This is a genomic window from Candidatus Poribacteria bacterium, from assembly GCA_021162805.1.
GTDB lineage: Bacteria > Poribacteria > WGA-4E > B28-G17 > B28-G17 > JAGGXZ01.
This window is the reverse complement of the sequence record JAGGXZ010000160.1, coordinates 1-13,611: the sequence shown is the minus strand read 5'-3', so window position 1 is coordinate 13,611 and position 13,611 is coordinate 1. Positions and strand designations below refer to the sequence as shown.

General features: G+C 55.7%; 11 protein-coding genes. 3 read left to right on the top strand and 8 right to left on the bottom strand.

What is annotated here, in order from left to right:
• The first annotated feature begins 3 nt into the window (after positions 1-3).
• A complete protein-coding gene (locus tag J7M22_12245; protein ID MCD6507376.1) occupies positions 4-969 on the top strand; it encodes a D-alanine--D-alanine ligase in 966 nt (321 codons plus the stop codon).
• Between the two features lie 2 nt (positions 970-971).
• Positions 972-1,880 (top strand): hypothetical protein, encoded by a 909-nt coding sequence (locus tag J7M22_12240; protein MCD6507375.1) that lies wholly within the window; start codon positions 972-974, stop codon positions 1,878-1,880.
• Here the strand turns inward: J7M22_12240 and J7M22_12235 are convergent.
• On the bottom strand, positions 1,852-2,703 hold the full coding sequence (locus J7M22_12235) for an SAM-dependent chlorinase/fluorinase (protein ID MCD6507374.1): 852 nt from the start codon (positions 2,701-2,703) through the stop codon (positions 1,852-1,854). The two genes, J7M22_12240 and J7M22_12235, sit on opposite strands and share 29 nt — an antisense overlap.
• Before the next feature lie 109 nt (positions 2,704-2,812).
• On the opposite strand from J7M22_12235, the gene J7M22_12230 reads away from it, so the two are divergent.
• On the top strand, positions 2,813-3,457 hold the full coding sequence (locus tag J7M22_12230) for an SGNH/GDSL hydrolase family protein (protein MCD6507373.1): 645 nt from the start codon (positions 2,813-2,815) through the stop codon (positions 3,455-3,457).
• A gap of 42 nt (positions 3,458-3,499) precedes the next feature.
• On the opposite strand, the gene J7M22_12225 is transcribed toward J7M22_12230, so the two are convergent.
• The 7 genes from J7M22_12225 to J7M22_12195 form a co-directional block, all read right to left on the bottom strand.
• Positions 3,500-4,237, bottom strand: coding sequence for a hypothetical protein (locus tag J7M22_12225; protein ID MCD6507372.1), 738 nt, complete (start codon positions 4,235-4,237; stop codon positions 3,500-3,502).
• A 165-nt stretch (positions 4,238-4,402) separates the two neighbouring features.
• Positions 4,403-6,397 (bottom strand): transglycosylase SLT domain-containing protein, encoded by a 1,995-nt coding sequence (locus J7M22_12220; protein MCD6507371.1) that lies wholly within the window; start codon positions 6,395-6,397, stop codon positions 4,403-4,405.
• The gene (locus J7M22_12215; GenBank protein ID MCD6507370.1) at positions 6,394-7,272 is read right to left on the bottom strand and encodes a tetratricopeptide repeat protein; all 879 of its coding nucleotides are present in this window, start codon (positions 7,270-7,272) and stop codon (positions 6,394-6,396) included. The genes J7M22_12220 and J7M22_12215 overlap by 4 nt, the downstream gene beginning before the upstream one ends.
• On the bottom strand, positions 7,269-9,995 hold the full coding sequence (locus tag J7M22_12210; protein MCD6507369.1) for a DUF3857 domain-containing protein: 2,727 nt from the start codon (positions 9,993-9,995) through the stop codon (positions 7,269-7,271). Before J7M22_12210 ends, J7M22_12215 begins: the two co-directional genes overlap by 4 nt.
• 2 nt (positions 9,996-9,997) lie before the next feature.
• Positions 9,998-11,350 carry a hypothetical protein gene (locus J7M22_12205; protein MCD6507368.1) on the bottom strand — a complete coding sequence of 451 codons (1,353 nt, stop codon included), beginning with the start codon at positions 11,348-11,350 and terminating at the stop codon, positions 9,998-10,000.
• A complete protein-coding gene (gene ribD, locus J7M22_12200) occupies positions 11,344-12,429 on the bottom strand; it encodes a bifunctional diaminohydroxyphosphoribosylaminopyrimidine deaminase/5-amino-6-(5-phosphoribosylamino)uracil reductase RibD (GenBank protein ID MCD6507367.1) in 1,086 nt (361 codons plus the stop codon). Before ribD ends, J7M22_12205 begins: the two co-directional genes overlap by 7 nt.
• Before the next feature lie 13 nt (positions 12,430-12,442).
• Positions 12,443-13,087, bottom strand: coding sequence for a thioredoxin family protein (locus tag J7M22_12195; GenBank protein ID MCD6507366.1), 645 nt, complete (start codon positions 13,085-13,087; stop codon positions 12,443-12,445).
• Positions 13,088-13,611 lie beyond the last annotated feature (524 nt).

Below are 13,611 nucleotides of genomic sequence, written 5' to 3'. Positions count from 1 at the left end.
GGGATGGAGCTTGAGGAGATCAAAAGAAAGCTCAGGGGCAGACGAATAGCAGTGTTAATGGGGGGCACATCGGGCGAGAGGGCGGTCTCATTGAGATCGGGCCGAAACGTCCTGCGTGCCCTCCGATCCCACGGGCTTGATGCTGTGGAGATCGATCCCGCTGACCCCGACTTCGTTCGATCGCTGATCGACGGGAAGATCGATCTGGCCTTCATCGCCCTGCACGGCAGAGGCGGCGAGGACGGGGCTATCCAGGGCCTTCTGGAATCGTTAAGCATACCATATACCGGCTCAGGCGTGCTCGCCAGCGCCCTCGCGATGAATAAGGTCGCCTCGAAGAGGATCTTCCTCTCCGTCGGCATACCGACGCCTCAGTTCATGGTGATAGACCCGGGCGTAGATCTAAACGAACAGTGCCGCCTTGCGATCAAAAGGATCGGCCTTCCCATCGTGGTCAAACCCACCTCCGAGGGCTCAAGCCTCGGCGTCTCGATCGTCAAGGAGGAGGCGTTCCTGCTCGAAACGGTCAGAAAAACCCTCATCCAATTCGGCGATATCTTCCTTGAGAGGTTTATCCCCGGCAGGGAGGTTACGGTCGGAATCCTGGGCACGGGCGAGGGAGCCTATCCCCTTCCGGTTCTGGAGCTGGTTCCCAGGAGGGAGTTCTACGATTATGAGGCGAAGTATACGCCCGGCATGACCCGATTCATCCTGCCGGCGCCCTTCCCGAGGGAGATATACGACCGAATTCAAGAGGTCGCCCTCATGGCCCATAGAGCCCTTGGCTGTAAGGGGGTATCCAGGGTGGATATACGCGTTGATCCCGAAGGCACTCCCTTCGTCACCGACGTCAACACGGTACCCGGTCTGACGGACCTCAGCGATCTGCCCGCCCAGGCGAAATGCGCCGGGATCCCATATGACGAGTTGATCCTCAGAATACTTGAAAGCGCCTTAGCGGAAGGTTAGATATGGCCGATGAGGGATATCCAGCCATTTACAGGTTCCTCAAACCGCTCCTCATCGCCCTCGCCTTGGTGATGGTCATCTATGGGATAGGCCATCTCGGAGATGTGATGAAAAGGGTAAGCGGGAGGCGGGAGGTTCAATCTGTCAATACAACGAGACCGATCGGCCGAATCTACTACGCCGAATCGCCCGATGAGATCGTGATACAGCTATGGCGGAAAAGCGGGAACGGAAATTTGGAGAGGAGATTTATGGAGGAAGTTCCCGTCTTTACCCTCTTCGGCGACGGACGGGTGATCTACAAGCAAATCGGAGGATACTCGTGGAGGGAAACAAGGCTGAATCGAGGAGAGGTTGAAAGGCTGCTGGATGAGGCCAGAAGGGCCGGGGTTTTCCGAATTGACGTCTACTCGCTTCAGGAAAAGTTGAGGGAGGGCAGGCTAACGCTCAGAGGATTGCCCTCCCTTACGCTAAGGGTTAACACGATACAACAGAAACTCGAGATCACGATCTACGGCTTGCCCGATGATCCCAGTTCTCTCCCGCATTATCTGAGGAATAACCCCACCATCGCATTTGTCAGGTTCATAAACACGTTGATGCGATTTGACGAACAGGTGCCCTCCTCGCTGCCGTATCAACCCGATAAGATGGAGCTGTTGGTGGAGAGGATGGGGAAGATACCCGAGGGTATTTCTCCCGAGCCGCTGCCATTCGAGCTTCCCCTTGAAGATGGGATAAAGTATGATGGGGGAGTGGTGTTGGAGATTTCAGGCGTGAGGCTGAGCTTTTTCAAAAAAATCCTAGGATCTCCGGGGAACTTCGGTTATTTCTCCTCAGGTGGATCGGTTATAAAGGCCGGTTTCAGGCCGGCGTTTCCCCTCAAGGGGCGCGTTCGATCCTCACCTTAACCTCATCGCCCACCTTCACGCTCAACAGCCGCGCCGCGCTATCGCCGGGGACGGCCACCTCAAGATATCCCGCGCTGCCGATAAGCGCCATCGGCTTACCGGGGCTCCCTTCAGCGTAGGCCCGCCGTATTCCGCTGATCTCGCATCCCACAAGGTGAATCGTCAGATCCTGAGGATGAAGTGTCAACGGCCGGGCCTCATCAGGCAGACGGATCATCAGCAGTTCCTCGCCTTTCTCCTTGAATCTTTCCATCGGCAGATCGATCGTGAGATTCCCAAATCGATCCACGTATAGGATCTGGGCGAAGATCACGTCGTTCTCCCTGTGAGGTCGGGGGACGGGAAAAACGATCAGGTCTTCGACATCTATAGGTTGTCCCAGCTCCCTCAGAGGCACCCCCCTTGCTAGGTGAGCTCCGACGGGGGCGAAGATGTCCCGGCCGTGAAACGTGGCGCTGACCTTCGGAAGCCAATATCTGGGGTTATTCAGGTCTACGACCTCCTCTACATTTTCGCTTTCGACGATGAAGCTGAGCAGGCCGTTATCGGGAGCTACGAAGAGGGCGTTTGAGGTTCGCAGGGCGATGGCCCTTCTCTCCGTTCCCACCCCCGGATCGACGACCGCCACATGCACGGAATCTTTGGGGAAATACGGATGGGAGACGTGGAGTAGAAAGGCCGCCGACAGGATGTCCTGAGGTGGGATATCGTGAGTGAGATCGATCACCACCGCCTTCGGGCAGATCCTTTGTATGACCCCCTTCATGATCCCGACGTAGCCGTCGATCAGGCCGAAATCGGTGGTTAACGTGATAACCCCCATCCCACACCTCGTGATCTTGACGTCGTTTTCCCTGTCATGTATGCTATTTTAGCAGGTTCTGAAGGCAGATTCAATTACGGGTGAAACCCGACGTCGAAAGGAGGAGGTTATGGGTGGTTTTGTCTTTCAAGATGGTGAGAAGGTGGTCTTTATCGGTGATAGCATCACCGACTGCGGCAGGCGAGGCGAACATGCCCCCTACGGCAACGGATACGTTAAGTTCGCCATAGATCTCATCACCGCTCGATACCCCGAGAGGAAGATCACATACTTCAATGAGGGAATCGGTGGGAACACCATATTGGACCTGCGAAATCGATGGGAGACTGACGTTATAGCCCATAATCCGGATTGGGTTTCCGTCAAAGTGGGCATAAACGATCTCCACAGGACCCTCCGCCGGGATGAAACCGCCGTTCCCCCCGATAGATATGAGAGGTTATACCGGGAGTGCCTCAGCATAACGAGGGAGAAGACGAAGGCGAAGCTCATATTGATAGACCCGTTTTATCTCAGCACCGATACGGACTCCGGATCGTTCGAGAGCCAGGTGTTGAAGCTGATACCTGAGTATCTGGAGGTCGTTGGGAAACTCGCCGCCGAATTCGAGGCCGTTCACGTCAGGACGCATGAGATATTCCAGAGACAGCTCAGATATCGTCCGCGGGATTATTTTTGTCCCGAGCCGGTTCACCCCTATCCGAGCGGACATATGGTCATAGCCCTCTCCCTCCTTGAGGCGTTGGGGTTTTAGGTCGAGGTGAGAGGCTCCCCGCCGTCGGCGGGGAGTTTCAATCTATCTCGTTCTTTTCAGCCGCGCCCACATCGTCGTAAGCTTGTCCGTCGGTTCGACGGCGAGGGAGGGAAGTTTATCGCCCTCTCCGAAGACGATGTCATCGTAATATCCGATGAGGCCGGACCCGTGATCAAACCCCAGCATGAGCCAGCCCAATCCGTGATGGTTAGCGGGATTACGCCATGAGAAGTCCTTGGCGATCACCTCATCGTCCAGATATACCGTATATATCTGCTTGTCCACGTCGATGACCTCGAATATATGCTGCCACTGCCCCTTTTTGATATCTCCGACAGGCTTCACGGTGTTCCCGTCGTGCACGCCGACCTTGTTCGAGTCACCGGATTGGGCTCCGATCCTGATGACGGGACCAGCCCTCCATTCCCTTACCTCCTCCCCCATATAGATGTGAAGGGTGTTATCCGACACGCCGGGGTTCTCGAACCTGAACCAGATGGAGAGAAAATGGATGCCCTTTTTGATGATCGGGTCGAAGGTTCTGATGACCTCCTGGTTAGCGCTGACCTCCATGGATTTCCCCTTAGTTCCATGTTTCACAGCCGATGTCACCTTTGTGGACGGCTGATTGGCCGGCGGCCCGGTCTCCCATCCATCCTGCCCGGCCAGATCGCCCTCCTTAAGGTCATCGAAGTTCTGGGCGTAATGGATGAGCTGACCTGATGCGGTGGTGAGACACAGGAGTATCAAAACTACCGATAACACCATCAACCTCCTCATCGCCCTCCTCCTTAAACCTTGATGTTTCTCACAGGGGAAATTATATCATCAGGATGAGCGACCGTGTCAAGCCCGAAGATGGCAGCGCGCGATCTTTTAACGATTCGGCATAATCGAGCGCGGAAGGGGTATATCCCGGCGCGTGTCCTTGATACGGAGGCGGAGTTAATAGATCGTCCGATATATCTCGTAGGTGGCGATAGTCTTCTTGACATGTCTTCGGGTCTCCGGATAGGGGATATCCTCGACGAACTCATCTATCTCCTCATCGCCGAATCGCTTGATCCAGCCGTTCACCCTGCCTGGGCCGCCGTTATACGCTGCCGCCACAAGTTCAAGTTGTCCTTTAAAGGTCTTCATCAATTGGGAGATGTAATAACATCCGAGTCTGATGTTCAGCTCGGGGTTGAAGAGGTTTGAGGAGGAGAACCGCCTGATTCCAAGCCTCCTCGCCATGCTTTTTCCGGTGGAAGGCATGATCTGCATCAGACCGATCGCTCCGGCCGGGGAGACCGCCTTCGGATCGAACCTGCTCTCCTCATATGCCATCGCCGCCACAAAACCGGAGTCCAGACCGAATTCGGCGGCCCATCTCTCTATCGCCCGGCGATATGGCATCGGATAGGCGAGTTTAAGCGCATCCGGCGAATCGCCCAGAACTCCTCTGAGGTATATTCCATATTTGATCGATTGAGGGTAGGATTTCATTCTGCCGTAGCAGACCGAGAGGTTGTAGTAGATCCGGGCTCGCAGGTTCCTATTCCCGGGTAATATCGCCGTGAGCTCCCGCGCTCCATCGTCATAGGCGCCGAGGGAGATGAGCTTGTCCGCCCGCGGGAAGGGTTTCAGATCCCAATCCCTCAATTTCGCTTTTCTTTTGGGATCAACCCTCACCTTCATCCCCATCGACCTCAGCCTCTTCCTGGCCTTAACCCCGTAATACCAGTTATCATCGGCGGCCAACCTCCTGTAGTGGTAGAGGGCGCTGGCTCTGTTGCCGATCCTCTCATAGATTCTCGCCATCCAGTATCTGGCCGCCGAGGCGAACCTGCTTTTGGAATGCGACCGGAGAAGTTCCCTGAAGGGTTCAAGGGCCTTCGAGTACCTATGTCTTTTATACTCACACCATCCCGCCAGCCATAGCGCGTCGTCGGCAAGTCTGCCCGTGCCGTATTTAGTCGCCAATCTCCGAAACGTATACGCCGCGGCGGAGTATCTGCCCTCCTCCATCTGTATCGATCCGGCCTCATATAAGGCGTCATCGGCCCATCTGCTCCACGGATATCGCCTCGCAAAATCGAGGAACCTCCTCTCGGCCTCCCTCCTATAGCCGCGTCGCCTGTAACACTGAGCGATCCTGAACCTAGCGGAGGTGACATATCCGGGATATGGATAGGATTTGAGCAGCTTGTTGAAGATCGAGATGGCCGACTTATATCTCCTCTCATCCATATGGCTCATTCCAGTGTAATAGAGCGCCTTCGTCGATATGGAATCGCCCCTTCTCAATCTGATCCTTATAAACCTCCTTCTGGCATCCCTGTATTTGCCGGATCTATAGAGGGCTATCCCCTGCAACAGGAGATCCTTCCGTGTGAAATGGAACTTCCCCTTTCGCGCGAGGCCATCGAGTCTGGAGATGGCCGATTCCGCGTAAAAGGCGGAGGGATATCTCTCAATCACCTTCCGGTAATATGAGATCGCCTCCCTATACTTACCCACCCCTTCATATCCCCTGCCGATCCTCAACAGGGCCATGGCGGGGTTTAACCCCTCTTTAAGCAGAGCGGAATAGACCTCGATGACCTTGTCAAATCGGCCGGCATTCAGATATCCTTCGCCGAGCCCCAGAAGCGCCTCCTTCCTTCTCACGCCCCTAGGATATCTCCTCAGATAGAGACGGAAGGCTGCGATCGACTCGTCCCATCTTTCCAAGGCCGCCGATATCTCCCCTATGTGGTATAGGGCGTGTTCCGATAGGGGTTCTTTGGAGGTTTCGACGGTCTTTCTGTAAAGCTGTATCGCCCTTTCGAGCTTCCCGGAGAGCCTGTATTCGGTGGCTTTTTTGAAGCTCCGGTCCGCCTCATCGGCCACACAGATCGAAACAAGTGTAAGGATCACAAGGCTTATGAGTATGAAGTTCCCGCCCCGTCGGATCATCGTTTAAAGGCGCCCGCCTTCTCTATTTGATCTCTCATGCGCTTGAGAATGATGGATCGCGAGAACAGATTGCTCTCCTTAGCGACGTCCGATGCGTCTCTGATGTTCCACAGGTATATCGCCCCCGCCAACAGCCCCATATGGACAGCAAGGGCCGTGTGTCCCTCTCTAGCGTAGCGAATGCTACTTACGGTTGACAGGCCGAAAACGGCGGCGAATTTGAGCCCTCTTGAGAGGTTTCCGCCGTATATCTGGCCTACCCCCGGCAACAGCGCCGAGATCAAGGCGGCCTTGAGCGGAGATCGTTTCTTAAGCGATGCGCCGCGCTGTGCCAGATCGTACATGCTTCCCGCCAAGGAAGCCTGATCGGAGTGGGGATACAACTTCATTATGGAACGAAACCATCTGATCGCCTCAGACCAGTCCTCCTCCTCGACGCTCATCAGCCCCAGGAGAAACCTCGCCCTGATCGCCACCTCGTCATCCGCGCTTGAGATCAGGAACTCGAACCTCCTCTTCGCCTCCTTCCTCTCTCTTGCCAGCAGATAACACTCCGCTATGTTGAGCTTGGCCCGTTCCCTCAAAGGCGATCTCGGATATCTCGCCAGATATGCCTCATAGGCCGCTATGGCGTTATGGTACAACTCCAGGTTCTGATAGCACGCCCCTATACGGTAACGGGCCTCATCAACCCGATCGCCCTTCGGGTAAAGGAAGATGAGCCGCTTATACTCCGCCAGCGCGGCCCTGTATTCCCCCTCCTTGAAGAGGGAGTTGGCAAATCGGAACAGCTTCTCCTCCTCCACCGAATCCCAGCCTCCTATAGCCGTCTGGACGGGGGATATCAGGAGGATGATGATCATGATCGTCCTCATCGCGCCTTTGCCTCCTTCCATCCGGTTCGCCTGATGAGGATAGCAACTCTGTCCTCGCGAGCGAGCGTCTCAATCAGATCTTTGGCCTCACGATACTTTTGAGGGTTCACGATGCTCTCATCGAGCTCAAATCTCATCCGGTATACCAGGCTGCCCTCGACCCTCTGGATAGCCCTTTCAAATCGGCCCAGATCGTTTTCAAGCGAGATCGGATCGGGCAGATCCTTCGGCTCGAACCCTCGCGGCAGGGCGATCTTCACCTCCCTCTCATAGATGGAGGGATAACCCAGATCGAGGCTGTACCTCCTTTTCTCTTTAGCCACCATCGCCGCCATATCCGAAAACCTATATCCCGGCATGGTCAGGGTGAAGGAGCCGTCCGAGCGAATGGGGTATTGAGGGGCCGAAAAGGATATGTTCACCTCGAACGGATCCTGCATCTCATGTGGATCACTCGTCTTAACCTTCTCCACCTTCGCCCCCGGATATCTGGTCGCCAGATCCATCTGTAGGAACTCCCTCAGCCTGTGTTCCGGTATGTATCTATAAGCCAGCCTCTGGATCATGGCCTGTTGGCCGCTTGAGGAGATGATCTCCCTACCCTTAATGGCTCCATCGGGCATCAGCTTCAGCAGACATTTGAAGCTCAAGAGGTTTCGCTCGGCGGGGAAGATGGGGGTCGCGGCGAACTCCCACCTTCCGTCCCTCTTGATCACAAAGGCCTTTCGTCCCTGATCGGCGAAGGGCAGATCGCCGTATGGACAGGTCTCGGCCGTAGGATCGAGCCAGAGATAACCGCTCTCCCGGGGGAGGACGGCGATAAGATGGCCGAACTGACCGGGAGAGGGAAGGGATTCGTCCGCATCGGCGCCGGGACGGGGGTTGAGCATGGCGGGGTATCCCTTAACCCCTATGACATCCAGCATCGCCAGGATCAGGACGACCTTATCCTTACAATCCCCATATCCGTTTTCGAGCACGTCCCCTGCCGAATGAGGCTGATATACCCCTTCGCCGAGCTCAAGCCCGACGTAACGTATCTTCGAGGCGACGAAATCGTATATCGCCCTGATCTTCTCCTCCTCGTCCTCCATCCCGGCGGTCAGCTCCTCGACCTTCTGGACGATCTGGGGCCCGGGTTTCCTCTTTTCGGATATGAGGCCGTTAAACCACCCCGCCACCTCGTCCCAGCTTTTTATCGATGAGAAGCTGAATCGTGGGACGATCTCCTCAGTCGGCGGCATCCCGGGCTCATCCCTCAGGCCTTGGCTTCGGCCGTACCGCCAGGTGTAAACGGTGAAACCTTTATCCCTCCTGACATCGGGTTTCAGCTCGCAGTTATAGGATTTCCAGAAGATATGCTGTCCATCGGGCACCTTCAGGTCGTATTCCGATCTGAGTATCGGGTCATATCCCTGGAAGCTCATCCCTCCCCAGAACCATACCTTCCCCTTGACCAGATTTCCCCTTATGTCCTCTATGGTCGCCTCATACTCTATCACCGCCCCCGGAGCTACGCCCGGCATGGTGATCACCTTCCACATCATGTCCGAGAAGAGGTTGAACTCGGTCAGCCCTGGGGGGGTTACGTCCGTGAAGGCATCATCTGCGGGTTTGAGGATCGTCCCGTCGGGCAGGTATGTCTTTGCGACGTTGACGCCTATGTTCTGGTATCTTCTGTTGAACGGGATCGCCACCTGTCCATATCTCCGGGCGCCGCGCCAGGTGAGGATCTTGATGATCTGATGGACGGTAAATCGGGAGAGACCGTTTTTCCCCACCTCTTGACTGAACTTATTGAGCAGCACGACGGCATCCGCCTCCGGGTAATCGGCCGACGATGGTGCACCCTTCAGGATGGAACTGACATCGGCGGGCGAGATCTCCACCGGCTGAACGTTTATCCTGCCGGCTATAACCTTTTGCTGGATCTCGCTCAGCCTTGCCAGCGCAAAGGCGTTTTGGGGATCGTATTTCAGCGTCTCCAGGAACTCCATCTGAGCCTCATAAAGCCTTCCCAACGCCTCATACAGGGTTCCAAGCTGATTATGCGCCCAGGTATCTTTCGGGGAGATCCGGATCGATTTTTTGTACGCCTCGATCGCCTTATCATATTTGCCCATGTCCTGGTAGACCAGCCCGAGGTAGTTATAGAGGTTTTGGCTGTCGGGATTCCTGCATTCGGGGTCTAAGTTGGCCGCCGTTTTAAGCACGGCCTCCGCCTCAAGCAGCCTCCTCTGTTGTCTATAGGCAAGACCGAGGTGGATGAGGGCATAGAGGTTTTTCGGATTCACCTCAAGGGCGCTTTCGTATTCCTCGGCCGCCCGTCGGTATCTGCCCAGCTTTTCGTAGAGAAAGCCGAGGTAATTTCTGTTTGGGACGTTCGAGGGGTCAAGGGTGAGAGATCTCTGGAATTCATCTATCGCCTTCTCGATCTCATCTCGGGCGACGTAGATCCCGGCGAGCTTGGCGTGAAGCTCGGCGGAGTTCGGGTTGAGGACAAGCGCTCGCATATACAGCTCCTCAGCCCGTTTGAGATCGCCGGAGCTGGCCGCTTTTTGCGCCTGAGACGAGTATCGGCCGATGAGATCAAGCGTTTCCTTATCGATGATGGGTTTCGGGGCTTCCCGCCAGAAGAGGGGATTACATCCGCTCGTCAGAAGGACAAAAACGAGCAATATCCTGTGAACGTTGAACGTTAAACGTTGGAACGTTGAACGCATCTTCACCTCGCTCTCACGTCGAGCCATCTTCCGAAGATATCGCTATCCTCCTTCACCTTAGCGCTCCAGACGAAAAGCAGCCATCCCTTCCCGTCATACGCCGCTGAGAGGAGCGGTTTCTCGCCCGGGGATTTGGTAACGGGGATTCCGTCAGGTTGAAATCCGATCTTGCCATCACTCAAGCTCAGACACTGGGCGAATATGAAATCCCCCGGCTGGAACTCGTAATCCTCCCTGAAATCCCTCCAGAATATCGCCGTTTTATCATCTCCTGCGGGGACTATATGCACGTCCTTCTGCACTCCCCTAGCCTGACATATCGGCTTGCCGTTTTGCTCCCAGAGTATCCTCCCATCGCCGTCGAGGTGCTGGGCGTAGACGTCAGCATATACGTCCCTCTCGTCCCACCAGGCGACGACCATTCCGCCTGAGCCGTCGTTTACGGCGATAGGTGACTGTTGATTCCCGTCAGCGTCACATACCGCCACCCCTCCCCCGTCCCACAACATCCTCCCGTCAGGACCGAGGTGTTGGGCGTAGATATCGCCGTTTCTGAAAGTGCCGTTATCCCGTCGGTAATCCACCCATACGACGAAGGCTCCGCCGGAACCGTCCGAGATCACCCTGGGCGATCCTCTGCCACCGGCCGCCCTGCAGACCGGCACCCCTTCGGGGTCCCACATCCTCTCACCCCTCTTCGATATCCTCTGCGCTCTGATATCCCATCTATCCCCCGCGATATCCCACCACACGACCACCGCTCCGCCCTCTTCGTCCGCTGCCGAGAAGGGATCGTATTGACCTCCAGCGGTAGTGCAGACCGGCACGCCGTTTTCGCTCCAGACCGGATCGCCCTCGTGTGAGATCCTCTGGGCGTAGATGTCCTGATTGCCGTTACGCCAGTCCTCCCATGCGACGATCGCCCCGCCGCTCCCGTCCGGGATCAGGATGAGGTTATCCTGTGTCCCCTTCTCGACGCACACCGGTTTACCCTTTTCACCCCACAACAGCTTTCCATCGCCGGAGATCCTCTGGGCATAGATATCCTTGTCCCTACCTCTCAGCTCAACCCAGACAACTATAGCTCCACCTGATCCATCTGCGACGGCCTGTGGCGCGAACAGTTTCCCACCCGATCTGCAAAGGGGAACGTCCTCCCTCCAGAGTTTTCTCCCCTCTCGATCGATCTTCTGTGCGAAGAGGGTCGGCTTCCCCTCCCTGCCGTCGAGCCAGATGAGGATCATCCCGTCCTCGCCCAGCACCGCTGAGGGGAAAAGCTGATCCCCCGGCGCGTCGCAGATAGGGAACTCCCGGGGCGATGTCATGATGAGCCAAAGGAGGGTTACGATCAACATCGCTCTACATACCCCTGTATCAGTATATCCGGTCCGATCCTTTTCACCTCGACCTCCTTAAGTGTGATGGCCTCAGAAAGCCTTCGGACGCCCATTCCCCCGATCGGCGTCGGCGCATCCGCGCCGCCGATTATCTTCGGGGCGATGAAGAACATCACCTTATCCACGAACCCCTTCATGAGCATCGAGCCCGCCACCTCTGATCCGCCCTCCACCAGCAGGCTCTGGATAGACCTTCCGCCGAGATACTCCATAAGCGATTTCAGATCGACCCTGCCCTCTTCATCCTCATTGAGGATCACCACCTCGGCGCCTGCCTCACGCAACGCCTTTATCTTTCCTCCATCGGCCTTCGTGGTTGTGGCGATGATCGTGGGGGCGGAGCTACGGGGGTTTATCACCCTGGCGGTTGGGGGCGTTCGAGCGTATGAGTCCAAGATGACGCGGATCGGATCCTTTCCCTCTCCCTCCGGCAGCCTTGTCGTCAGCTGGGGATCGTCCTTCAGGACGGTCCCGATCCCGACCATCACGGCATCGACCTGATCCCGGAGCCCATGCACCATCCTTCTCGATTGGGGAGAGGTTATCCATCGGGATTCACCCGTGGCGGTTGCGATCTTCCCGTCAAGGCTCATGGCGATCTTGAGTATGACGAAGGGTAAACCCGTGGTGATGTGCTTGAAGAAGAACTCGTTGAGTTTCCGAGCCTCCTCCTCCATCAGGCCGATCTCCACCTCGATCCCGTTTCGTCGCAGCTCATCCACCCCTTTTCCGGAGACAAGGGGGTTGGGATCGAGCGTGGCGACGATCACCTTTTTTATGCCCGATCGGATGATGGCCCTCGTGCACGGCGGGGTCCTGCCCCAGTGACAGCAGGGCTCTAAGGTGACGTAGAGCGTTGCTCCTTTCGCCAGCTCGCCTGCCTGTTCCAGTGCCACCACCTCGGCATGCGGCAGACCCGCCCTCTCGTGATATCCCTCCCCGACGATACAGCCGTCCTTGACGATGACAGCGCCGACCATCGGATTGGGGCTGGTTCGGCCTCTGGCCCTCGCGGCCAGCTCCAGCGCCTTTTTCATGAAAATCCGGTCCTTATCGTCCAATCCCTTTCAACACCTCCGCCACGAAAAGGGGTTCGGGAAGCGCCCCTTCAAAGCTATGTTCCTCGTTCACGACGATCTTCGGCACGCCGAAGACCCGATATCTGTTGGCAAGGTGCGGAAACTCTATCGCCCCGACCATATCGGCCCTTATAAGATCTGAAGCCATGGCGAGTTTATGGGCCAGGATCACCGCCCGCGGGCAGTAGGGACAGGTCTGCGTTATGAAAACCTGGATGTGAACCGGCTTGTCGATCCCCGATATCTGCTCCAGGGTTTTGGGCGAAAGGCCGGGATCGCCCCTCGAAACGAGCAATATATCCTCGATCAGCGAGGCGAACTCGTATCCGGTGGGCACGCCGAAGAACCTGATGCCGTAATCCCTCTCACCTTCAACGACCACGGCTGGGATCTTATCTATTCCGTAGCTTTCAACCTTATCCTGATCTTTCTGGAAGTCATATACCTCCAGATCGATTTTATCCGAAAGATCCGCCACCTCCCTCAACAGATTGCCCGTTATCTCACAGAACTCACACTCGAACTCTTGAGTGAAATAGAGGATCTTGACCTTACCGGTGAGTTTTTCAAATTCCCTCAGCAATGTCTCACGATCCCTATCCTTGAGAATTGCCATCTCACATCCTCCTCGTTATAGTCGCTGTGAGTATCTCGGCCATCGGCATATCCGGCGACCTGGGATTAGGCATAACCTTTTCAACTGCCTTCCCTATCCTGAATCACCTCTATTAAACGCTCAAATTTCCTTTGAGTGTAGCGGTATCACCGATAGGAGACAGGAGGCAGGAAACAGGAGACAAGGATATAGATTTTTCCCTGCCTCCTGCTTCCTGTTACCTGTCTCCTCCCAACTCTGAGAAATAGGCTCTTCTGACCTCCTCGGATCTCCGCTACACTTAACGATAATATGAGCGCTATTAATTATAACACAAATCAATCTGAAAAACCGGGGTGCATAAGCGCGAGCTGGTCATCAATTGACATCATCCCTCAACCGTGATATATTTTATACCCTATAGTTTTGCACTTTTCGTCCGAACCGGGTTTGTCTTCGGTAGAAACGCTCGCTTCATGCTGTTTTACGGACACCGGACCTGATTATCATCCGATCTCACAGAGGCGCATGAAACAAGCGTTTAC

Bases quoted from the DNA above. Each gene is read 5' to 3' on its own strand.
- J7M22_12220 (MCD6507371.1), bottom strand. From the start codon at position 6,397: ATGATCCGACGGGGCGGGAACTTCATACTCATAAGCCTTGTGATCCTT.
- J7M22_12225 (MCD6507372.1), bottom strand. From the start codon at position 4,237: ATGAGGAGGTTGATGGTGTTATCGGTAGTTTTGATACTCCTGTGTCTC.
- J7M22_12245 (MCD6507376.1), top strand. From the start codon at position 4: ATGGAGCTTGAGGAGATCAAAAGAAAGCTCAGGGGCAGACGAATAGCA.
- J7M22_12235 (MCD6507374.1), bottom strand. From the start codon at position 2,703: ATGGGGGTTATCACGTTAACCACCGATTTCGGCCTGATCGACGGCTAC.
- ribD (MCD6507367.1), bottom strand. From the start codon at position 12,429: ATGAAAAAGGCGCTGGAGCTGGCCGCGAGGGCCAGAGGCCGAACCAGC.
- J7M22_12210 (MCD6507369.1), bottom strand. From the start codon at position 9,995: ATGCGTTCAACGTTCCAACGTTTAACGTTCAACGTTCACAGGATATTG.
- J7M22_12205 (MCD6507368.1), bottom strand. From the start codon at position 11,350: ATGTTGATCGTAACCCTCCTTTGGCTCATCATGACATCGCCCCGGGAG.
- J7M22_12240 (MCD6507375.1), top strand. From the start codon at position 972: ATGGCCGATGAGGGATATCCAGCCATTTACAGGTTCCTCAAACCGCTC.
- J7M22_12195 (MCD6507366.1), bottom strand. From the start codon at position 13,087: ATGGCAATTCTCAAGGATAGGGATCGTGAGACATTGCTGAGGGAATTT.
- J7M22_12215 (MCD6507370.1), bottom strand. From the start codon at position 7,272: ATGAGGACGATCATGATCATCATCCTCCTGATATCCCCCGTCCAGACG.
- J7M22_12230 (MCD6507373.1), top strand. From the start codon at position 2,813: ATGGGTGGTTTTGTCTTTCAAGATGGTGAGAAGGTGGTCTTTATCGGT.